Annotated in this window: 20 protein-coding genes; 6 read left to right on the forward strand and 14 right to left on the reverse strand. The window is 53.2% G+C overall.

Annotation, left to right across the window (positions count from 1 at the left end; genetic code table 11):
- Window positions 1–160: 160 nt before the first annotated feature.
- The 7 genes from ACO2Q8_RS20050 to ACO2Q8_RS20080 all read right to left on the reverse strand — a co-directional run bounded on the left by ACO2Q8_RS20050 (window position 161) and on the right by ACO2Q8_RS20080 (window position 9,315).
- Complete coding sequence (locus ACO2Q8_RS20050; protein ID WP_423346627.1) at window positions 161–2,113, reverse strand: pyrroloquinoline quinone-dependent dehydrogenase; 1,953 nt, start codon at window positions 2,111–2,113, stop codon at window positions 161–163.
- A gap of 27 nt (window positions 2,114–2,140) precedes the next feature.
- Window positions 2,141–3,310: an acyltransferase family protein gene (locus tag ACO2Q8_RS20055; RefSeq protein WP_423346628.1), complete on the reverse strand. Its 1,170-nt coding sequence runs from the start codon at window positions 3,308–3,310 to the stop codon at window positions 2,141–2,143.
- A 111-nt stretch (window positions 3,311–3,421) separates the two neighbouring features.
- Window positions 3,422–4,597 carry a helix-turn-helix domain-containing protein gene (locus ACO2Q8_RS20060; protein ID WP_423346629.1) on the reverse strand — a complete coding sequence of 392 codons (1,176 nt, stop codon included), beginning with the start codon at window positions 4,595–4,597 and terminating at the stop codon, window positions 3,422–3,424.
- A 137-nt stretch (window positions 4,598–4,734) separates the two neighbouring features.
- Window positions 4,735–6,498, reverse strand: a complete 1,764-nt coding sequence (sppA, locus tag ACO2Q8_RS20065; protein WP_423346630.1) for a signal peptide peptidase SppA — start codon at window positions 6,496–6,498, stop codon at window positions 4,735–4,737.
- 226 nt (window positions 6,499–6,724) lie between these two features.
- Window positions 6,725–7,345 (reverse strand): inorganic pyrophosphatase, encoded by a 621-nt coding sequence (locus tag ACO2Q8_RS20070; protein WP_423346631.1) that lies wholly within the window; start codon window positions 7,343–7,345, stop codon window positions 6,725–6,727.
- A 263-nt stretch (window positions 7,346–7,608) separates the two neighbouring features.
- Window positions 7,609–8,577, reverse strand: coding sequence for a glycosyltransferase family 2 protein (locus ACO2Q8_RS20075; RefSeq protein ID WP_423346632.1), 969 nt, complete (start codon window positions 8,575–8,577; stop codon window positions 7,609–7,611).
- Between the two features lie 84 nt (window positions 8,578–8,661).
- Window positions 8,662–9,315 carry a tRNA1(Val) (adenine(37)-N6)-methyltransferase gene (locus ACO2Q8_RS20080; RefSeq protein ID WP_423346707.1) on the reverse strand — a complete coding sequence of 218 codons (654 nt, stop codon included), beginning with the start codon at window positions 9,313–9,315 and terminating at the stop codon, window positions 8,662–8,664.
- 168 nt (window positions 9,316–9,483) lie between these two features.
- Between ACO2Q8_RS20080 and ACO2Q8_RS20085 the strand changes: the two genes are divergently transcribed.
- Window positions 9,484–10,227 (forward strand): GDSL-type esterase/lipase family protein, encoded by a 744-nt coding sequence (locus tag ACO2Q8_RS20085; RefSeq protein ID WP_423346633.1) that lies wholly within the window; start codon window positions 9,484–9,486, stop codon window positions 10,225–10,227.
- 12 nt (window positions 10,228–10,239) lie between these two features.
- On the opposite strand, the gene ACO2Q8_RS20090 is transcribed toward ACO2Q8_RS20085, so the two are convergent.
- Window positions 10,240–10,872: a viroplasmin family protein gene (locus ACO2Q8_RS20090; protein WP_423346634.1), complete on the reverse strand. Its 633-nt coding sequence runs from the start codon at window positions 10,870–10,872 to the stop codon at window positions 10,240–10,242.
- A 352-nt stretch (window positions 10,873–11,224) separates the two neighbouring features.
- On the opposite strand from ACO2Q8_RS20090, the gene ACO2Q8_RS20095 reads away from it, so the two are divergent.
- Together ACO2Q8_RS20095 and ggt are read left to right on the forward strand one after the other, a co-directional pair.
- Complete coding sequence (locus ACO2Q8_RS20095) at window positions 11,225–11,518, forward strand: hypothetical protein (RefSeq protein WP_423346635.1); 294 nt, start codon at window positions 11,225–11,227, stop codon at window positions 11,516–11,518.
- A 37-nt stretch (window positions 11,519–11,555) separates the two neighbouring features.
- Complete coding sequence (gene ggt, locus ACO2Q8_RS20100) at window positions 11,556–13,265, forward strand: gamma-glutamyltransferase (protein ID WP_423346636.1); 1,710 nt, start codon at window positions 11,556–11,558, stop codon at window positions 13,263–13,265.
- A gap of 8 nt (window positions 13,266–13,273) precedes the next feature.
- On the opposite strand, the gene ACO2Q8_RS20105 is transcribed toward ggt, so the two are convergent.
- From ACO2Q8_RS20105 to ACO2Q8_RS20115, 3 genes are all read right to left on the reverse strand, one after another.
- Window positions 13,274–13,471, reverse strand: coding sequence for a hypothetical protein (locus tag ACO2Q8_RS20105; RefSeq protein WP_423346637.1), 198 nt, complete (start codon window positions 13,469–13,471; stop codon window positions 13,274–13,276).
- Window positions 13,472–13,728: 257 nt separating this feature from the next.
- Window positions 13,729–15,036, reverse strand: coding sequence for a UDP-N-acetylglucosamine 1-carboxyvinyltransferase (gene murA / locus ACO2Q8_RS20110; RefSeq protein WP_423346638.1), 1,308 nt, complete (start codon window positions 15,034–15,036; stop codon window positions 13,729–13,731).
- 132 nt (window positions 15,037–15,168) lie between these two features.
- Window positions 15,169–15,948: a DUF4290 domain-containing protein gene (locus ACO2Q8_RS20115; RefSeq protein ID WP_423346639.1), complete on the reverse strand. Its 780-nt coding sequence runs from the start codon at window positions 15,946–15,948 to the stop codon at window positions 15,169–15,171.
- Window positions 15,949–16,054: 106 nt separating this feature from the next.
- Here ACO2Q8_RS20115 and ACO2Q8_RS20120 point away from each other — a divergent pair, with 106 nt between their 5' ends.
- Window positions 16,055–17,434: an MATE family efflux transporter gene (locus tag ACO2Q8_RS20120; RefSeq protein WP_423346640.1), complete on the forward strand. Its 1,380-nt coding sequence runs from the start codon at window positions 16,055–16,057 to the stop codon at window positions 17,432–17,434.
- Between the two features lie 12 nt (window positions 17,435–17,446).
- The gene (locus tag ACO2Q8_RS20125) at window positions 17,447–17,944 is read left to right on the forward strand and encodes a DUF1648 domain-containing protein (RefSeq protein WP_423346641.1); all 498 of its coding nucleotides are present in this window, start codon (window positions 17,447–17,449) and stop codon (window positions 17,942–17,944) included.
- Window positions 17,945–17,954: 10 nt separating this feature from the next.
- On the opposite strand, the gene ACO2Q8_RS20130 is transcribed toward ACO2Q8_RS20125, so the two are convergent.
- Complete coding sequence (locus tag ACO2Q8_RS20130; protein ID WP_423346642.1) at window positions 17,955–18,137, reverse strand: hypothetical protein; 183 nt, start codon at window positions 18,135–18,137, stop codon at window positions 17,955–17,957.
- Between the two features lie 97 nt (window positions 18,138–18,234).
- Window positions 18,235–18,564, reverse strand: coding sequence for a DMT family protein (locus tag ACO2Q8_RS20135; RefSeq protein WP_423346643.1), 330 nt, complete (start codon window positions 18,562–18,564; stop codon window positions 18,235–18,237).
- Between the two features lie 96 nt (window positions 18,565–18,660).
- On the opposite strand from ACO2Q8_RS20135, the gene ACO2Q8_RS20140 reads away from it, so the two are divergent.
- On the forward strand, window positions 18,661–19,323 hold the full coding sequence (locus ACO2Q8_RS20140; RefSeq protein WP_423346644.1) for an endonuclease III domain-containing protein: 663 nt from the start codon (window positions 18,661–18,663) through the stop codon (window positions 19,321–19,323).
- A gap of 96 nt (window positions 19,324–19,419) precedes the next feature.
- Here ACO2Q8_RS20140 and ACO2Q8_RS20145 read toward each other — a convergent pair whose 3' ends face one another.
- Entirely contained in the window at window positions 19,420–20,385 is a 966-nt protein-coding gene (locus ACO2Q8_RS20145) for a fasciclin domain-containing protein (protein WP_423346645.1), read from the reverse strand.
- Window positions 20,386–20,406 lie beyond the last annotated feature (21 nt).

The following is a 20,406-nucleotide window of genomic DNA, read 5'->3' on the forward strand; positions in this document are numbered from 1 at the left end:
CGAGTCAAAGGCTTCTGTGCCAGATATACGAATCAGGTTGCCAAATGGTTGCGTCGGGTTGAAAACTTTTTTGCCGACCCGGTTTTTGGCGGTTATATATTTAGTTTAGAGTCTAGAGTTTATAGTTGAAGAAACCATAAACTCTACACCGAGCAACTACTCAAGGCAATTCATACGCGACTACATAATCGCCGAGTTTTGTTCCAACTTTAGCGTGCCCGCCAGCCGCTATGACTACGTATTGTTTGCCATTGAGCTGATAGGTCATCGGTGCGGCCTGACCACCCGCCGGAAGCGGTACTTCCCAGAGCAAGCTGCCGTCGCGGGTGTTGAACGCCCGGAGGTGCCCGTCGAGGGAAGCGGCTACAAACACCAGACCGCCCGCCGTGACGATGGCTCCACCGAAGTTGATGGAACCCCATTGCCGGGCCTGCGGCACTTTTTCGGGATCGTACATGAAACCGAGCGGCACTTCCCATTCCAGCGCCCCTTTTTTCAGGTTAACGGCCGCCAGTGTTCCCCAGGGTGGGGCGGTTTGCAGGCTAATTCCCTGTTCGTCTTTGTCCATTAAATAGCTACGTTTCAGGACGTAAGGTGTCCCCGATTGCATCCCGGTTTCGGCCCGCATTAGGTTCTGGTCGTTTTTAACCGATTCCGAAAGCCGGGCGCGGGGAATAAGCGTAATGACGGCCGCAAGCCGATTGATGTTCGTGATGAGCAAACCGGATTCGGGGTCGTAACACATTCCGCTCCAGTTGATGCCACCCACATTGCTGGGGGCAATAACCGAACCTTGCAGCGACGGCGGGGTGAAAGGCCCTTCGAACAGGAGGGCCGAAATCCGGCGTTGGGCGGCTTCTCTGGCTTCGGGTGTGCGGCCCCAGGGTTCCGGTTTTTGTAACCCCAGTGTGGGTAACGTGACCGGAAACGGTTGCGTCGGATGGGCCACTTCTCCGGTAATTTTAGAGGCCGGAACCGGACGCTCTTCCACGGGAAGCAGCGGTGAGCCGGTTTCGCGGTGAAGGATAAAAATGTGCCCCATTTTGGTGCCGACGGCCACGGCCGGAACCGGTTTTCCGTTTTGATTGAAGGCAAACAGGAGCGGCTGGGCAGCATTATCGTAATCCCACAGATCGTGGTGAACGGTCTGGAAGCTCCAGACGACCTTACCGGTCGACGCCCGGATGGCCACGATGGAACTGGCGTTGAGGTTGGCCCCCAGTCGTTCCCCTCCGAAATAGTCCGGACTCGGCGAGGTCGTTGGAATGAACACCAGATCACGTTCGGCATCGGCCGAAATGATCGACCAGGCGTTGGCGGCTCCGGTTTGGGTCGCGTTGGGGCCTTTCCAGGTCTCAAAACCGGGGTCTTTTTTCGAGCGCGGAATGGGGTCCCAACTCCAGCGTAACTGGCCGGTCAAGGCATCGTAAGCCCGCACGACCCCCCGTTCGTAGTTAAACCGCTGGTTGTCACCCATCGACGAACCGACGACGATGGTGTTACCGATGACGGCGGGTGGGGATGTAACGCTGATGTTACCAACTCCGGCGCGTAAGTCAACGGTTCCGTCCTGCCCAAACGTCGGGATCGGCTTACCGGTGGCGGCATCGAGTGCAATCAGCCGCCCGTCGAGTGTCGGGACGAATACCCGTTTCAGGGCGCTGGCGTTGGCCTTGTCGGCGGGCGCGGGCCAGATCGAAACACCCCGGGAAGTCACTTCCGATAAATCCTGGCGCAAATAAACATCGGGATCATACGACCATTTCTGCTGACCAGTGACAGCATCGATGGCAAATACCCGGGTCGTAGGTGTGGTGAAAAAAAGCGTTCCGTCGACCATGACCGGCGTGGCTTCAAAGGCGGCTTTTTCATGAGCATTGGTGCCTTTGTATAGATCCAGCTCGCCGGTACGGAACGTCCAGGCGACGCGCAACTGCTTGACGTTGCCGGTGTTGATCTGTTTCAGGGGCGAAAACCGCATCCCCCCGGCGTCGTTGCCATACGCGGGCCATTCAACGGAAGCCGCCGGGGCGGTTGGCAAAGGTTGTGCCCAAAGGGTCGTTTTGAGCAAATAGAGAAACACAGTGGTCCAAAAGAATACGAACTGTCTCATGGGAAAAATGGAAATAGAGAAGGAGGGTTATTTAAGGCCAAAAACGAACCGGGTTAGTTTGAACGGGCGAATCAGGAACCAATAGAGCGCTCCGCAGATCAGCAACGAGGAGAAACTGATCAGTAAAAAACCGTCGTAAATACCAAACTGACTGGATTTTAGGACAAAATAGCCGATGAACACAATGACAGTCTGGTGCAGGATGTAAAACGGGTACACGGCTTCGGTCAGGTAGGGCAGAATGGGCCGGTTGACATTCAAATAGTGAAAACCGTACGCAACGGACATCAGCACCGAAAACCAGATCAGGCAATCGGAGTTGAGCAGGTGCGGCAGTTCCCAAACCAATTGGTCTTCTAATTCGGGATGACGGTTTAGGTATGCCAGCGAGGCATACAGGCAAAGCGTACAAACCAGCGTTGCAAACAGAAAAATCCGTCGTTGACCCGACAGTATCGCAGCGAAGTGCGGACGGCTGACTAGGAGGTAACCCAACCAGAAAAGCAGTAAATTCTTGGTGAAATACGCCCAATCATTGACCAGGGCGTGCGTTTCGTCGGGGAAGAACGGTTTTAGCGCCAGTTGGCTGAGGATGATGAAGCCCACGAGGGTTAGCGCACCCCCCGGTTTGCTAATTAGTCGTTCGAGTCCGTCGGTGAGCCGTTGCCCGCCGGGTGATTTCAAAAACCGGAAGACGGGAATACTCAACAGAGAGTACAGAAATAAATAGGCCACAAACCAGAGGTGATGCCAACTGAAAGCACCGCCTGTGCCGCCGTCTTCGTAGACCTGAAACCGGAATACTTCGGGGTAAAAGTCGGCATAGGAGCCAGAAAACCGCCCCCGGTGCAGCCATTCAAAATAAATCTGGGGTGGTACGATGACAAACATGCCGAACACCAGCGGAATGAAAAGCCGTTGAAACCGCTCCCCGGCGTAGCCTCCGTACGTCCGGCGTCGGAGGGCGAAGTAGGTTCCGGCTCCCGAAATAAAGAAGAGCAAGGGCATCCGCCAGCGGTGCAGCCAGCGCATGACATCCTCAAACAGCGGGCTGGTTTGGCTGCTTTGAATATGCCAGCCCCAACTGACGTAAATCATGCCGGTATGGTAAAACAGCAGAATTAGAATGGCCAGCACGCGCAACCAGTCGAGGTCGTAGCGCCGGGCGGAGGGCAGTGGGTTAGGGGCAAAGGGCAAAGGGTTGGGGGACCGTGTTGGTTGGGGGCTGTGCATGGCGTTGCTCGTTTGATCGGGTCAAAGATGGCCGCTATTGGAGCCAAAAAAGCCATTTTCCGATCTTCACGAAGTTCACGCCGACCGGGACGAAGTCGCCGTGGCCCGAAACTGGGCCGGGGTCTGGCCGGTGAGCCGCTTAAATGCCGTATGAAACGCCGAACTGGAGTTGTAGCCGACGCGCTCAGCAATCTCGTCGATTTTGAGGTGAGCCGTCGCCGAATCCTGCAACAGGTTCTGTGCTTCCCGAACGCGGTAGGTGGCCAGCAAATCAAAGAAGCTCTGCTCCAGCCGGTCGTTCAGCAGTTGGGAGAGGTGATGCGGGGACGTGCGCAGCCGCTGGGCGAGTTTAGGCAGGGAAAGATCGCTTTCCAGATACGGCTTTTCCTGGTCGAAAAGCCGGTTTAGTTTTTGCAGGAGATTTTCTTCAATTTCTTCCGATAACGCAGACCGTTCGTATTTTTTCCGGACATCGGCCGCTGGTTCCGGCGTTTTATCCTCTCGGAAAAAATCCGAGCGACGCATCACCAGAAAGCTCGTTGCGTAGATCGTGGCTGCGATGTAGGTTGCCAGCAGGTAATCGCCGACATCCCGTTGAAACTGTGGTTTTACCAGAATAATCAACAAAGGAACCAGCGCAAACAGCCAACTTAGGACGCGGAGGGAGTGCAATTGGCCGGATGATTTTAGTTCGGGATTGCGACGCATGGCTTTGCGGATGGCCAGCAGCGAAAGGATTGCATAAATCAGGCAACTGAGCAGCGTCATTTCGCTGATGTATCCGCGCAAGCCGGTAAAATCCTCGTCCAGATACGACTCGGCGTCGATGTAGGGCATCTCGGGATGCTGCGAGTGAAGGTAGGAATTGTACTTGAATTCAAGCGGTTGGTAAAACCAGGTGATGGCGTTCGCCAGCCAGATGCCGAACGGAATCAGGTGCAACAACCACCGACGGGGCATTCGTTTCCAGATGCGACTGAAGGTGTAAAAATAAAACAGCGGTGCGATGACGAAATTGATTGGTTCCGAAAAGTCCACCGTCCACAACGCCCGGAAGGTGTAGTTGCTATAATTCAGGAAAATCTCACCGCTGATGGCGGCCAGTGCGAGCGTAAACCAACCCAGGCAGCGGTTGGCAAGGTTTTTACCCCGTTCACCGGTCAGAAAAAAAAGGCCCAGAAAGAGCCCCTGCGCCACCCCCAGCAGAATGATGAGGGCAAAGACGTCAAGGTGAACCGGCAGTATCTTCATAAAACCAAACAATCCGTTGGCTAAGATACAAAAAAAGTACCCACGGACTTAAGTCCGTGAGAGCTAGTATAACCTTTAAGTTGATATCAACAACAGAGAGTTGAAGCTCTCACGGACTAAAGTCCGTGGGTACGGGGTTATTTAATATCCAGTCCGAACGGCATCCGGGCCTGAAGGCCTTCCATGCGTTTCAATTGTTTTAGGTAGGTGACATACGGAGCCAGATCGCCAAGCTTGGCCTGAAGTTGCTCTTCCTCGTCGCCGGTGAAGGATTTCATCAATTCTTCGAAGGCATTTTTCTTCTCCGGCGTGTAGCGAACCCGGTAATCGCCTTCTTTCAAATTGGCGGCTTTAGCGGCCAGTTGCACGGCTTTGTCCAGTCCGCCCAGTTCATCGACCAGCCCGTTGGCTTTGGCCTGCACCCCCGACCACACTCGGCCCGACGCCAGCGCTTTCAGGCTGTCGAGCGGAAGTTTGCGGCCCTGGGCGGCTTTGCTCGTAAAAAGCTCATACCCCCGGTTAACGCTCTGTTGCAGCGTATTTTTCTCAAATTCGCTCATTTCGCGGGTAAACGACGGGAAATCGGCGTGTGTGTTGGTCACGACGCGGTCGTAGGTAATGCCGAGTTTGTCTTTGAAAAATCCTTCGGTGTTGAACAACATCCCGAAAATACCGATCGAGCCGGTAATGGTGTTGGGCTCAGCCACGATTTTGCGGGCGCCCATTGCCAGGTAATAACCGCCCGAAGCCGCGTAGTCGGACATGGAGGCAATAACCGGTTTTGCTTTGTTCGCCAGCACCACTTCGCGCCACATCACATCCGATGCCAGGGCACTGCCGCCCGGTGAGTTAACCCGAATCACGATGGCCTTCACTTTGTCGTCCAGCCGAGCTTTCCGGATTTGCTCGGCTACGCGGTCGGAAGCTACATTGTTGTCGTCTTTGCCGGAAACAATCTCTCCATCGGTGACGATAACTGCCACCCGGTTTTTGATATTGCCTTCTTCGACGTATTTCTTGGCGTTCCCGTACTTGCTGAGCGAGATGAAATCGATTTTTTTCTTGGCATCGACCTTCAATGATTTCCGCATATCGGCTTCCACTTCATCATAGTAAGCGGTTTTCGTGACCAGCCGGGCTTTCACGGCATCACCGGCGGTTTGAATCGTGAGATTGTCGGCGAGTTTCTTCAGTTCGGGCACCTGTAGGCCCCGGCTCTGGGCTACGTTCGCCAGAAAATGGTTATTCAGTGAATTCAGGAACGAGGTCGTCTGGGCCTTGTTGGCTTCGCTCATGTTCTCGCGGATGAACGGCTCGACGGCGCTTTTGAACTCGCCCACCCGGAAAATAACCGGTTTGATGCCCAGCTTGTCGAAGGTTCCTTTGAAAAACGTATATTCCGCATCCAGCCCGTTCCATTCCAGCGCCCCGGCGGGATTCAGGTAAATGTTGTCGGCGACCGATGCGATGTAATAGCCTTTTTCGGTCATTACTTCGCCGTAGGCGACCACAAATTTCTTCGATGTCTTAAAATCGATCAGGGCGGTTCTGACTTCCTCCAGCGACGCCCAGCCAGCCTGCGGATATTCGGCCTGGATGTAAACACCTTTGATGTTCGGGTCGAGTTTGGCATTGGCCAGGGCTTGTTTCAGATCAATCAACCCAATCACATCGCCTGACGAATTGAAGGGGCCAAAACCGCCGAACGGGTTCTCGACACCAATTTCACGAATCGGACTATTCAGGTTGAGTTTCAGAACGGAATTTTCTTTCACGGCTACTTCGTCACCGGAGGCTGCCGAAAAAACGGAGCCGATGCCCAGTAACATCAAAAAAGCCACGAAAGTAAATAGGAATAAACCAACGATGGTGGCAAAAACGTACTTCAGAAACTGACGCATATCTTGGGTCGGCGAAAGGATAATCGATTAAATGAATAAAATGTACTTTTTACACAATTAAACAAAAATAAACGACAGACGGCTCCCCGGCTGCTGAATTTGTGTTGAATGCGGGAATTTGAGGAAGAATGGAAGAGATGGCGGAAGGGAGGAAATGACCGGCCGTGAAAACCGGCAAAAAACCGAAGGAGAGCCGGGTTAGACTCTCCTTCTTTGGGCATACAGCTTATTTCGCCTGGTTCCGGAGCAGCAGCCAGTAGTCTTCAATCGACCGCCGGATCACGTCGTGCGCTTCTTCCCGTCCATAGACGTTGACGATCTCGCAGGTCATCGGCTCACCCGGTAAGTTCTTGTAGGTCAAGAAGTAGTGTTTCAGGCGCTGGACCACGCTGTCAGGGAGCTGGTGCAGGTCCTCATAGCCTTTGTACATCCCGTCGCCTTTCAGAATTGCAATGATTTTGTCGTCGGCTTCCCCTTTGTCGAGCAGCCGGAAACCGCCGATGGGGATTGCCTGCAAAATGATGTTCCCGTGCGTAATGGCGTGCTCACTTAGGACGCAGATATCGATAGGGTCACCGTCGCCTTTTTCGATTTCACGACCCGAACGTTCGCGGGCCAGCGAAGCCACCTGCTCGTCGCAGTAGGTCATCGGAATAAAACCGTACAGGGCCGGAACGATGTTGGAATACTTCTGCGGCCGATCAATTTTCAGGTAGCCCGTATCCTTGTCTACTTCGTATTTGACGGTATCGGTCGGTACAATTTCAATAAAGGCGGTCACCTGCTTCGGGGCGTCCTCGCCAATCGGAATCCCGTGCCAGGGATGGGCTTTAAACTGGTTGTTCATACTTAATTCGGGTAAATTGCTTGGAGGTTGTATCGGTAAACTGGTTAACAATGGATGGATGGTTATAGATGGTTATATTTTATGGTGATCACGAGTGTAATTAATTTGTTGATTTATAGATTTTTAGGGCTTTTGGTTTGAACTCGAAAAATAGATATTAATTGCCTTTTTTCACCTATAAAGTTGATGGTCGGTCACATCAAGGTATTTCGGCGGCTGAGCATTCATACCATCTAATCATTCAGCCATTTAACCATCTAATTCTAAAATCCTGCCCGTTCGGCAATTAAGTAATCGCCGGTTTTGTGCGTCGACTGCCGGACGAGCATTTCGCCCAAAAAACCTGCCAAAAATAACTGAACGCCCAGAATAATAGCGACTAAAGCCAGAAAAAACAGCGGATTGTCCGTCACATTCCGGTATTTCATCTGATTAGCTATATTGTACAGTTTTTCACCAATCAGGTAAACGGTGATCAGCGTTCCCACAAAAAACGACAGAGTTCCGAAGGTGCCGAAGAAGTGCATCGGTCGGCGGCTGAATTTCTGCACAAAAGCGATGACGAGCAAATCCAGAAAACCGTTGATGAAGCGGTCGAGCCCAAATTTAGTACTGCCGTACTTCCGGGCCTGGTGCTTCACCACTTTCTCACCAATTTTCGAAAAACCGTTCCATTTGGCCACAATCGGTAGGTTTCGGTGCATTTCGCCGTACAGGTTCATCGACTTCACAACGGGTAGCCGGTAGGCTTTGATCCCGGAGTTGAAATCGTGCAACTGAACGCCCGACACCCAGCGCGACACGGCATTGAATAGCTTGGTCGGTAGGGTTTTCGAGAGTGGATCATAGCGTTTCTGTTTCCAGCCCGACACCAGGTCGTAGCCTTCGGCGGTAATCATGCGGTATAATTCTGGAATTTCGTCGGGGCTGTCCTGCAAATCCGCATCGAGCGTGATCACGACCTGGCCCCGGGCCGCCTGAAAACCAGTCTGCAAAGCGGCCGTTTTGCCGTAGTTTCGCGTAAACCGGATGCCGCGCACGCAGGGGTTACTGGCCGAAAGCCCGCTGACAACCTCCCACGAGCGGTCGGTGCTGCCGTCGTCAATGAACAGAATTTCGTACGTATAGCCTTGTTCCGTCATCACGCGCACAATCCAGTCGTGCAGTTCCGGTAACGACTCATCTTCGTTGTAAAGCGGGATGACGACGGAAAGTTGAAGTTTATCAGTCATGTAAAAAGCCTCCCTTAGAGACCGGCCTTGCGATGCCGTATAAACGCCCGGCATCCAAAGAATCACGCAAAGTTCGCAAGGAATTTAGAAAATCAGATAAAAAGGTCGCAATAACTGACGGAACGCATCCGTATAAGTCTTGCCATCCAATTTGTAAATCAGTAATTCGCTGGTTTTCAAAGGGTAACTCTCTTGCCTGCCGAAGCCTGTAATGGTTCGGAAAACCGGCTTTTGGGTCTGATGCCGGAGGCTCAGTTCTTGAAAAGACCACAAACCGGCCGACTGCGCCAGGCGCGAAAACCGCTCCATTTCGAAAGGAGGCAGCAACACCCAGCACTGTCCACCCGGTTTAAGCAACCGATCGATGCTGGCAATGAGTTCTTCAAACGGCAACTCGTCGTTGTGCAGCGCCCGGTTCACGGCTGCATCGGGGGAACGCAGGTGATTCGTATAAAACGGTGGGTTGCATAAAATCCGATCATACGGTTCGGCAGCAAACGTTTGAATTCGGCTTTGAATAACCTTGACCCGGTCGGCGAACGGGCTATCGTTCACATTTTCAACGGCTTGCTGAAAAGCGGCTTCGTCGACTTCCACGGCGTCGACCCGGGCGGCCGGGTTTCGTTGGGCTGCCATGAGCGCCAGCAAGCCCGTGCCGGTGCCGATGTCGAGCAGCCGCCCGCCCGCTCCGGGATCGGCAAAAGCCCCCAGCACGCACGAGTCCGTGCAAACCTTCATGGCTGTGCGGTCCTGCTGAATGGTAAATTGCTTGAAGCGAAACACTTCTTTAGTTAAGAATTAAGAGTTATGAGTGAAGAGTTAGGGGGATTTGGGGAGGTTGGATAAACAGTTTGGCGGTTTGGTCAGTTTGAGAGAAATCATAATTTTTCATCCACTCAACAAACCATGAGCTGTCCACAAAAACCACACACCACCCGTTTTTTTCTTCGCAATCCTGTCGCTGTTTTAGTCGTTTTTTCAATTTTTCTGACTTCCTGCGGGGATTTGATCAATTTAAACCCTAAAAAATCGGAATCGGCCGAAAAAACCGATTCGGTTTCCAAGGCCCTCCCCAACGGCCGCATTGCCTGTGTCGGGACCAGCATCACCCAGGGCGAGGGCATTCCGGTAACGGAAAAGAAATACCCTGACTACCTTGAAGATATGTTGGGTAATCAGGATACTGTCCAAAGCTACGGCGTGAGCGGCACGACGGTTCTGCGAAAAGGCATCCTGCCGTACTGGAACGAAAGTGCGTACCAAAATGCGCTCAGCCTGAATCCCGGAATCGTCATCATTGAACTCGGCACGAACGATTCCAGAGAGGTGAACTGGCAACACAAAGCGGATTTTAAGGCCGACTACATTGCTTTTATCCGTTCGTTTCAGGCATTGCCCGCCAAGCCCACGGTGTACATTTGTAAACCAACGCCAGCTTTCAAAGCGGTGTATGGCATCAGGCCGGATGTCGTCAAAAACGAAATTATGCCACTCATCGACGAGGTGGCCCGCGAAACCGGTGTCAAGGTGATCGATTTGTACACCCCGTTGTTGTCACAGGAATCGTTATTCCAGGACGGAATTCACCCAAACACAGAAGGAGCGAAAGGAATGGCCGAGGTTGTTAAACAGGCTATCCGGCCAAACTAAGACCGAATTGGCTTATTTGCGGCCGAAATCGGCGGGATTTTCGCCCCAGTGTTCGGTTTCCCATTTCAGGATTTTGTTATAATACGTATTGGTTTTCAGCCAGTTTTCGGCCCGGTCGAGCATTTCGAAAAGTGCACCGTTGCGGGGTGTCTCTTCCAGTTTGGTGTTGGCTTTCTTTTTCTGCACCCAACTGATCGCCGTTCGGGAGTCGGAATAAATAGGCAAATCACTGTTGCGCTGCTTAAGCCAGGCCAGGGCGTGAACGATCGCCAGAAACTCGCCAATGTTGTTGGTGCCGTCGGGAAAAGGGCCCTGGCAAAACAGCAATTGTTTGGTGGTCGCGTGAACGCCCTGGTATTCCATGTCGCCGGTGGCGGTATTCCAGGCGGCATCAACGGCAATGCTGTCGGCAATCGGTTTTCCCACAAACAGGGTTTGTTTTTTTCCGTCGGTTTTGGGTGAGCCCCCCTGCAAATGCAAATGCGGTTTTTCACCCAGGGCTTTTTCGGCTACCGGGCGACTTTCAAACGATTTATACAACGCACCGGGGAAATTCTGAATCTGGGCCTGACAGGCTTCCCAGGTATCGTATACGCCTTTTTCGCGTCCTTTCCAGACGACATAATATTTTGTCGGTTTTGCCATGAATACCGCTAACTATAGTAGACCGTTAGGTAATAGAGAAAAGACATGAGACTAACGTTCTGGTTTTCGGGTAGCTGGTCGGGTCGCTCGGCTTTTCACTTCTTTCTTTTGTTTGGGTATGAATAAACAAAGATACAACGGATTGAAACTTCTCCGAACGTTTGCCAGCCGAGATCCCTTCCGGAGCGGAATAGTCTAAATAATATATAGTTTACAATTTCGTAATGGATTAATAATAAAGCAGTTGGTTGATTTTTGAAGTTTTTTTGTCTCAAAAAGCAACTAAATGAAACAACTTTCCGTATATAAATCCAGTCATACTAATCAGTTGCCACATCGTTCAAGACGTTTAATGACCCTTTTTATCTATCTACTGGCGGGCCTGGTCGCAGTTTACCTTTTATTCTGGCTCGGTATTGTTTTGAATACGCAAAAAGTCTGCGAATGCGGCCATTGTCGAACGGCCATGCACCTGGAACGAACCAATCGCCCGCTCTATGTCCGGCGCTTCTACGATTTTCTGCCGCTTAAATATTTTCGTTGCCGCCGATGCCAGCGCACCTTCTACCTGCACAAAAATACGCCTGATTCAGAGCCGGATAAGATGAAAGACATCATCCCCGCGCCCAAGGGTTCGTATAGCTGAAAAACCGTATCTTTGCCGGAAATAGCACATAAACGGCATGACGATAAAGCTACTTTTTGCACTAATTGGCGTCTTTCTTCTCAGGATAAGCGGTTGCTCTGTCCAGGCACAAGACCGGCTGTCGGGCCGCGCTTTTGCGACGCGCTCGGTGGTGATGGCCCGGCATGGGATGGCCTGTACAGCTCACCCGCTGGCTACTCAGGCGGCTATCGAGGTGCTGCGGTCGGGGGGTAATGCCATTGATGCCGCCATTGCCGCCAATGCCGTTGAAGGAGTTGTCGAGCCGAATATGAACGGGATCGGGGGCGATTTGTTCGCCATCGTCTGGGATGCCAAATCGCAGAAACTGTACGGACTGAATGCCTCCGGGCGCTCGCCCTACGGATTGACTTCCGCTCAACTAAAGGCCCAAAATCTAACGCGAATTCCGCTAAATGGACCGTTGTCGGTTTCGGTGCCGGGCTGTGTCGATGGCTGGTTCGAACTCCACAAACGGTTTGGCAAGCTGCCCATGAACCGCCTGCTGACCCCCGCCATTGAGTACGCCCGCGACGGTTTTCCGGTTCACGACGAAACCGCTGACTCCTGGCCGGACATGTTGCGGAAGTTCGGAACCTGGCCCAATGTACGGGAAACCTACGCACCGGGCGGGGTCGTTCCGGCGCGCGGTACGGTTTTTAAGAATCCGGCTTTATCAAAAACGCTCGAAACGATTGCCAAAGGGGGGCGGGATGCGTTTTACAAAGGCAATATTGCCCGGACCATCGATGCGTTCATGAAAAAAACGGGCGGTTATCTGAGTTACCGGGATTTATCCGAACACACGTCCGACTGGATTGAGCCGGTGTCGACCACCTACCGGGGCCATACAATCTGGGAATTGCCGCCCAACGGACAAGGCATCGCCGTACTCCAGATGCTGAACATTCTGGAAGGCTACGATTTCTCAAAAATCCCGTGGGGCAGTCCCGAACACGTTCACCTGTTCACAGAAGCAAAAAAACTGGCATTTGAAGACCGCGCCCGGTTTTATGCCGACCCGGCTTTTGCGACGATTCCGGTCAACGAGTTGATTTCCAAAGCGTATGCAGCCGAGCGCCGGAAACGCATCGATCCGGAACGGGCCTCCCTGAAACCGGAAGCCGGAAATCCGCTGCTGAAAAACGGCGACACGATTTATCTGACCGTAGCCGACAGCGAGGGCAACATGGTGTCGTTGATCCAGAGCATTTTTCTCCAGTTTGGTTCCGGCGTCGTGCCCGACGGACTGGGGTTTGTGCTGCAAAACCGGGGTGCCCTTTTCACTCTGAAAGACGGAGAAGCCAATGCGTACGCTCCGCACAAACGCCCGTTTCACACGATTATTCCGTCTTTTGTGACCAAAGACGGAAAACCGTGGTTGAGTTTCGGCGTCATGGGCGGGAGTTTTCAGCCGCTTGGTCACGTCCAGATTCTGATGAACCTCATCGATTTCGGGATGAATATCCAGGAAGCGGGCGATGCGCCCCGAATCGACCACCAGGGCTCGTCGGAACCGACAGGCGATGTGGCACTTGATGGCGGATTTATCACCCTCGAATCCGGATTCCCGTACGAAACCATTCGCGAACTGATGCGAAAAGGGCACAAGGTTAGTTACTCGTACGGATTATACGGCGGTTACCAGGCCATCCAGTACGATTCGGTGCATCAAATCTACCACGGAGCTTCCGACGCCCGCAAGGACGGGCAGGCGGCCGGTTATTAAAAACCGGATTAGCTGTGCAAAATGGGGTTCTCGGCCATTTGCTCCCGAATCATCCGAAGCTTCCGGTTCAGGTCCCGGAGTTCACTCTGGTATTGTCGGTACGTGGTGGGGTCACTGCTTTTCAGCAGGTTGTTCTGGCCGTAATGAGTCAGGAGAGCGTTCCGGCGGGCGCTTAGGCGTTGGTACAATTCGCTGGTAAGAGTCATAGCTTTGTTGTTTTAGGGAATGCATAAAAGGAGAAAGATTTGCCGCACATCTTTCTTACAACTAAAACGCTCGTTTTGACAAAAAGTACTAGCCGTTCATCAAATAATTGTCACACTCATCAAATGACAAAAGCTATATATTTGAAGAAAGCCAGCGAAAAACATGGTTTTTGGAACATCGAGCGGTTTTTACACGACAGACAAAAACTAAAAGCCGCCCGGATTCCGGGCGGCTTTTAACACTTTTTAAGCTTTTCTTATAACCGTTCGATCACTGCACCGATGGCATTTAGCCGCCCGTCGATGTTCTGATACCCACGGTCGATCTGTTCGATGTTGTCGATGATGCTATCGCCCTTGGCCGATAGGGCGGCAATCAGCAAGGCCACTCCGGCGCGGATGTCGGGCGACGACATGCGAATGCCTTTCAGTTGTTGCTGCCGGTTCAGGCCGATCACCGTGGCGCGGTGCGGATCGCAAAGAATCATCTGAGCGCCCATCTCAATCAGTTTATCCACGAAGAACAACCGGCTTTCAAACATCTTCTGATGAACGAGCAGCGTTCCCTGAGCCTGGATCGCCGTAACCAGCACGATACTGAGCAGATCGGGCGTAAAACCGGGCCAGGGCGCATCGGCAACGGTCATCATGCCGCCGTCCAGAAAGCTTTCAATCTGGTAATGCTCCTGGGCAGGGACAAAAATATCGTCTCCGCGAAACTCCATTCGAATGCCGAGCCGTTTGAACACATCCGGGATAATACCCAATTGCGGAATCTGGCAATTCTTGATCGTAATTTCCGATTGCGTCATGGCGGCCAGGCCAATGAACGAACCGATTTCGATCATATCGGGCAGCATGGTATGTTCGGTGCCGCCGAGTTTTTCAACGCCTTCGATGGTGAGCAGGTTCGACGCAATGCCGCTGATTTTGGCGCCCATCCGGTTGAGCATCGCGCACAATTGCTGCAAATATGGTTCGCAGGCAGCATTGTAAATGGTCGTTTTGCCCTCGGCCAGCACGGCAGTCATGACTACGTTGGCCGTGCCGGTGACGGAGGCCTCATCCAGGAGCATATACGCGCCTTTCAAATGGCTGGCATCGACGTTGTACATCCCGCTGTCTTCCGAATCGTAATTGAATTTGGCACCGAGTTTTTCAAAACCGAGAAAGTGCGTATCGAGCCGCCGACGGCCGATTTTGTCGCCCCCCGGCCGCGGAATCCGCCCCGTTTTGAAGCGGCCCAGCATGGGCCCCAGCAGCATCACCGACCCCCGCAGTGCCGAGGCTTTATCACGGTACTCTTTGGTATCGAGAACGGAAATATCGACCTGGTCGGCCTGAAAACGGTAGGAGGAATCAGACAATTGGTCGACCCGGACGCCCAGGTCGTCCAGCAGTTCAATCAGTTTATTGACGTCGCGGATATTCGGAATGTTATGAATCGTAACCGGCTGATCGGTGAGCAAAACCGCACACAGAATCTGGAGTGCTTCGTTTTTTGCCCCCTGCGGAATAATCTCGCCTTTCAAATGTTGATCACCGGCAATGCGGAAGGATGCCATAAAATTGAATTAAAAGTTAAGAGTTAAAAATTAAAAGTTAACAGTAAAAGTAAAGCAAGGTGCAAGCCGGCTGCCTAACGAAATTGCAGTAACTTTTAATTTTTAACTTTTAACTTTTAACTCCTTGAAAGGTTAGCGTCTTTTGCGGTTGTTGGGGTTGTTGCCCCGGAAGCGGTCGTTACGGTGGCCTCCATCGCGGTTGTTGCCGCCATCGCGGTGGCCGCGCGAACCCTGGTTCTGGTAGTAATTATTGTTCTGGCGATTGCCCGACGTTTCGTTTCGGCTGTAAGAAGGTCCGTCGTGACGGCCGTGCGACGGCGAATTGTCGTTTCGGCTATAGGATTGATTTCCAGGGTTGCGCCGGGGAGGTTGATCGCCGGTACGCTCACGGGGGGTCGCTTCCACAAACCCGTTGGTCCGGATCGAGTTAAGGTCGGCCCGCAATTTGCCGTTCGACATTTCGTCAAGGTTTTGCAGGATCGTTTCGTCTTCGACGGCTTCCTTGTTCCAGGTTGAGTAAAATGTTTTCATCAACTTGGTCAGGTACGAGACAAAAGCCAGCCGTTCGTCGGGATCTTCGAGCGAAATGGCTTTGGCAATCAGCAGATTGATGTTCTGGCCGTAGTGTTTGTAGCGCAAACCGTGGGTATTATACGGAACGGGTTGCGGCATCTTCCCCAACACCTCGGCGGTTGGCGGGGGATAGGGACTGTCCACGTCCAGTTGGAAACCTGACATAATGTACAGATCGTCCCACAGTTTGTTGTAGTAGTCCTGATTATCCCGCATGTTGGGATGGATTTGCCGCATCAATTCTACCAGGATGTGCGCGTAGCGGGTGCGCTTTTCGCGGTCTTCGATAGTCTGTAGATGGCCGACTAATTTTTGGATGTTGCTGCCGTACTCTTTCAAGCGATTGAGGCTCTTTAGGTGTTGCTGACAAAAGTAAGAAAAAACTTGTGAAGTGTGAGGAAACCTTCCGACGGAACAAGGAACAGCCGCCGGGTGTTCAAAAATTATGAAACAGTGGTACCAGATTTACAAGCCGGAACTGGGCGAAACGCTCCGGCTGAGTATCCCGATCGTGATTGCCCAGTTGGGTGTAGTGTTGATGGGGGTTACCGATAATCTGTTTGTCGGGCGCTTGCTGGGGGCGGTTCCGTTGGCGGGGGCGGGTTTATCGGTTTCGCTGGCATTTCTGGTATCGAGCATTGGCGTGGGCGGGTTGTCGGTTATTGCCGCCCTGGTTTCGCAGGCCAACGGGCGGGGCGATGCGGCCGGGATCAATCGGTTGTTTCGGGCGGGCTTGCGGGTGGCGGTTTTGCTGGGCCTGTTGCTGGGGCTGGCTGGCGTCGTTTTGGCATACTTCTTCGATCTCTTTGGTCAAACGCCGGAGGTGACCGAGATTGGACGGAATTTCATGTTGTTTCTGAGCGCTTCCAACCTGCCGCTTTTTCTGTTTGTCGCGGCCCGGCAGTTGTGCGACGGGCTTTCGTACCCGCGCGTTGCCATGACGATCACTTTGTCTGCCTTGATCATCAACGCCTTGTTGAACTACGTGCTCATCACGGGTGCCGGGCCGTTTCCCGAACTGGGGGTATACGGTTCGGCGCTGGCCACGCTGTTGTCGCGCACCTGGATGGCCGTTGCCATGATTGCGTATGTTGTAAAGGCGCAACGATTCCGGCCGTATTTTCTGTCCTCGTACCGGGCGTCGGCGGTGGGCGATCAGGTTCGGCGTATCCTGAAACTCGGTTTGCCGGGCGGCTTTACGTTTTTTTTTGAAGTCGCAACGTTTTCACTGGCCGCCATGATGGCCGGATGGTTGGGGGCCAACGCGCTGGCGGCTCACCAAATTGCCATCAACATGGCGTCGACGACTTACATGATGGCTACCGGAATTTCGGCGGCCGGAGCCATTCGGGTCGGTAATGCCCTCGGTCGGTCGAGCCAAGTGGCGGTGCGTCGGGCGGGTGTAGCGGCTCTGGTGCTGGTCTTTGGGTTTATGAGTGTCTGTGCGATTATTTTCCTGACGGCCAACGACTGGTTGGTGAGCCTGTACATCCGCGACAATCCGGCGGTGGCTACCCTGGCCGCTTCGCTGGTGATCATGGGCGGTTTTTTTCAGCTATCGGACGGCGTGCAAGTCGTGGGCGTCGGGATGTTGCGGGGACTGTCGGATGTGAATGTACCAACCATTATTACGTTATTTGCGTACTGGATCATTGGGTTACCGATGAGCTACATCCTGGGCTTTTGGTTTAATTGGGACGTTGTCGGCATCTGGTTCGGGTTGCTGGGCGGTCTAACAATGGCGGCTTTTCTGCTGCCTGTCCGGTTTTTCCGGCTGGTCGGGCGGATGAAGTCGAAAACCGCCCTGGCCCAGGCTCAACCGTAACGTAGCAAAGCCATGAAAGCCATCTTCTTTACCTCCGCTTCCGTCACCGAACGCTGGCTAACAGGGCTGGCCATGCTGCTGGTGATCAGTCAGTTTGTGCTGGTATTAAGCTACTATACGGAACTACCCGAAACGATTCCGGTTCATTTCGGGTCGGGCGGAAAACCGGATCGCTGGGGTAGTCGGGGCAATCTGTTTGTGGTTCCGGGACTATCGGTGTTCTTTTTCCTTTTATTCCGGGGCCTGCGGCAGATACCAGCCGAGTATTACAACCAACCTACCCCCCCGACGCCCGAAAACCGGGAGCGCCTGCTGCGCAATACGCACCAGATGCTGATACTCCTGTTGTTTGTTATCCAGGTCTTCATGACATGGACATTCTGGAATTGGCTGGAAGCAGCCTCGAGTCCTGCGCCAGTTGTTAACAAGACGCTGGTTACGGCCCTTTTACTGCCGACCATCGCCAGTGTGATTCTTTTTTACCTGGTTCGGGCTTATCGCCGGGCCTGACGGTTTAGACTTACACCGTATCCTTCGTGCTGCGAATCAGGCTGATCCCGGAGAAGAAGAAGATGCCGCCCATCAGCAGGTAGACCCACGACGCCCGGGCAACGCCCCCGCTGGTGAGGTCCATTCCGCCGTAAATCAGGCCGATTAGCCCGGCCAGAGTTAAAATGATTCCGAAAATACTCTTGATGCTCATGACATTGAAATGAAGAATAAGTTAATTTTAAGGCTATAACTATTTTCGACTGCAAATGGCTTGGCGAGCCGGAAAATCTTTTCCTGTCTAGTCAGCTCTACCATTTCTTGAAAACAAAAAAGACAGCCAGCACAATCAGCACAAAGCCGACGATGTAATTCCATTTGATTTCTTCCTTCAGATAAAAAACCGCAAACGCCACAAAAACCACCAGACTGACGACTTCCTGAATGGTTTTCAGTTGAAAGGCATTGAACTGGTACGAGCCGATGCGGTTGGCAGGCACCGCCAGGCAATATTCAATGAAAGCAATCAGCCAGCTAATGACAATGACTTTCCAGAGCGCTTCTTCCTTGTAGCGCAGGTGCCAGTACCAGGCAGTGGTCATAAACAGGTTTGAAAAAACTAACAGGACGACAGTTCGCATAACGGTTTTTGGGGCGACAAAGGCGGTTTTATAAGAACAAAAGACAACTTTCTGGTTGGGAATGAACTACCCGGTCTTTTTTGGGTTAAAGATAGCGTGAAACCTGATTTTGACCTCACCATTGTCCTCACCCGCATCGAGGAAGCCATTCGGCCCTACCCGAAAGCCGCCATGTTCGAACTGGCCGAGCGGGGCTACAACAGTGTGTTCGAACAACTGATTTCGTGCATCATTTCCATCCGGACACTCGACGAAACCACCATCCCGGTTTCGCTGCGGCTATTCGATGTGGCCCGGACGCCGGAGCAGCTACTGCAACTCAGTCCGGCCGCTCTGGCCGAATTGCTTTTCGGAACCCAGTACCCGGAACAGAAAGCCTATACCATGCTAGGAATTGCCAAACGAACCGTCGAAGAATTTAACGGAAACATTCCGGCCGACTTCGAGACGCTGATGTCGTTCAAGGGGGTTGGCCCCAAATGCGCGAACCTGACCCTGGGCGTCGCCACCGGACAGTCCGCCATCAGCGTGGATATTCACGTGCATCGGGTCACCAACCGCTGGGGCCTGGTTCGGACGCAGCAGCCCGAGCAGACCCTGAAGGTGTTGGAAACCCTGGTGCCGGTCGCGCAGTGGATCGACATCAACCGGCTGCTGATGCCGTTCGGGAAACACCTTTGTACCGGCCGGCTGCCGCATTGTTCGACCTGCCCGGTGTTGGCCTGGTGCGAGCAGGTGGGCGTCACCGAACACCGTTGACACCAACAAAAAGCCCCGCCGGTATCCGACGAGGCTTTTGAGTGCTTGTTTAGCGGGACTGCGAACGTTTCCTAACCGTTTGTCCAGCTTTTTAAATCAAGGCAGCAGTACCCGATCAATGACGTGAACGACACCGTTGGTAGCCAGGATGTCGGCCCGCGTCACATTGGCAGGCTGGTTGTTGTTACCACTGCCCAGGAAGCTCACCCCGGTGCTGGAAACATCCGTACGCAGCGTGCCGCCCTGAGCCGTGGTCACGGTTGCATCATCGGTTAGGTTCGTAGAAAAGGCCCGTGCCGCTACGACGTGGTAAGTCAGAATGTTCGTCAGCGTTTGAACGGGAGCAGCATTAATGGCGGCCGCATCCGCAAAACCGGCCGCCTGGAAAGCCGCATTGGTCGGAGCCAGCACCGTCAGAGGACCGGCGGCCGACAGCGCATCCAGGACGGGCGCTCCACCGCGGGTAACGGCGGCAACCAGCAGGCTCAGATCCGGATTGCCCTGCGCAATCTGCACGATGTTCTGCGTGGCAGGCATCAATACTTTATCAATTACGTGGATTACGCCATTGGAGGCAACCAGGTCGGCCTGGGTAACGCGCGCGCCGTTGACTGAAACCCCAGCGTCGTTTTTGGTGACATACAGCGTACCGTTGCTGAGCGTCGGTACCTCGGTGTTGGCAGCGGTCGGGATGTCGGCAGCACCAATGCGCTGGCCCACTACGTGGTACTGCAACACCGCTTGCAGCGTTTCGACGGGCGTTGCGTTGATGGCAGCCTCATCGGCAAAACCAGCGGCCTGGAAGGCGGCATTGGTCGGCGCAAAAACCGTCAGCGTGCCCGTACGCAGGGCGTCGGCCAGCCCAGCCCGGACTACCGCAGCTTCAAGCAGGCTAAAATCGGCATTGTTGATCACCTGATCGGTGATATTTTGCACCGTCGGTTGGTCGTCATCGTCGTCGTTGTTACAGCCCGACAACGTCACCAGCGACGCACTTAACAGAACGACTACCGCAAAACGCAAGCGGCTAAATGGTCGGAAAACGGATGGAATGGACTTCATAACTCGTGTGAATAAATAGGT

Source organism: Larkinella sp. VNQ87 (genome assembly GCF_049445795.1).
Classification (GTDB): Bacteria; Bacteroidota; Bacteroidia; order Cytophagales; family Spirosomataceae; genus Larkinella.

Coding starts and splice junctions, on each gene's coding strand:
- ACO2Q8_RS20130 (WP_423346642.1), bottom strand. CDS start 18,137: ATGAGCATCAAGAGTATTTTCGGAATCATTTTAACTCTGGCCGGGCTA.
- sppA (WP_423346630.1), bottom strand. CDS start 6,498: ATGCGTCAGTTTCTGAAGTACGTTTTTGCCACCATCGTTGGTTTATTC.
- ACO2Q8_RS20050 (WP_423346627.1), bottom strand. CDS start 2,113: ATGAGACAGTTCGTATTCTTTTGGACCACTGTGTTTCTCTATTTGCTC.
- ACO2Q8_RS20105 (WP_423346637.1), bottom strand. CDS start 13,471: ATGACTCTTACCAGCGAATTGTACCAACGCCTAAGCGCCCGCCGGAAC.
- ACO2Q8_RS20075 (WP_423346632.1), bottom strand. CDS start 8,577: ATGACTGATAAACTTCAACTTTCCGTCGTCATCCCGCTTTACAACGAA.
- ACO2Q8_RS20145 (WP_423346645.1), bottom strand. CDS start 20,385: ATGAAGTCCATTCCATCCGTTTTCCGACCATTTAGCCGCTTGCGTTTT.
- ggt (WP_423346636.1), top strand. CDS start 11,556: ATGACGATAAAGCTACTTTTTGCACTAATTGGCGTCTTTCTTCTCAGG.
- ACO2Q8_RS20120 (WP_423346640.1), top strand. CDS start 16,055: ATGAAACAGTGGTACCAGATTTACAAGCCGGAACTGGGCGAAACGCTC.
- ACO2Q8_RS20070 (WP_423346631.1), bottom strand. CDS start 7,345: ATGAACAACCAGTTTAAAGCCCATCCCTGGCACGGGATTCCGATTGGC.
- ACO2Q8_RS20080 (WP_423346707.1), bottom strand. CDS start 9,315: ATGAAGGTTTGCACGGACTCGTGCGTGCTGGGGGCTTTTGCCGATCCC.
- ACO2Q8_RS20090 (WP_423346634.1), bottom strand. CDS start 10,872: ATGGCAAAACCGACAAAATATTATGTCGTCTGGAAAGGACGCGAAAAA.
- ACO2Q8_RS20135 (WP_423346643.1), bottom strand. CDS start 18,564: ATGCGAACTGTCGTCCTGTTAGTTTTTTCAAACCTGTTTATGACCACT.
- ACO2Q8_RS20095 (WP_423346635.1), top strand. CDS start 11,225: ATGACCCTTTTTATCTATCTACTGGCGGGCCTGGTCGCAGTTTACCTT.
- ACO2Q8_RS20060 (WP_423346629.1), bottom strand. CDS start 4,597: ATGAAGATACTGCCGGTTCACCTTGACGTCTTTGCCCTCATCATTCTG.
- murA (WP_423346638.1), bottom strand. CDS start 15,036: ATGGCATCCTTCCGCATTGCCGGTGATCAACATTTGAAAGGCGAGATT.
- ACO2Q8_RS20125 (WP_423346641.1), top strand. CDS start 17,447: ATGAAAGCCATCTTCTTTACCTCCGCTTCCGTCACCGAACGCTGGCTA.
- ACO2Q8_RS20085 (WP_423346633.1), top strand. CDS start 9,484: ATGAGCTGTCCACAAAAACCACACACCACCCGTTTTTTTCTTCGCAAT.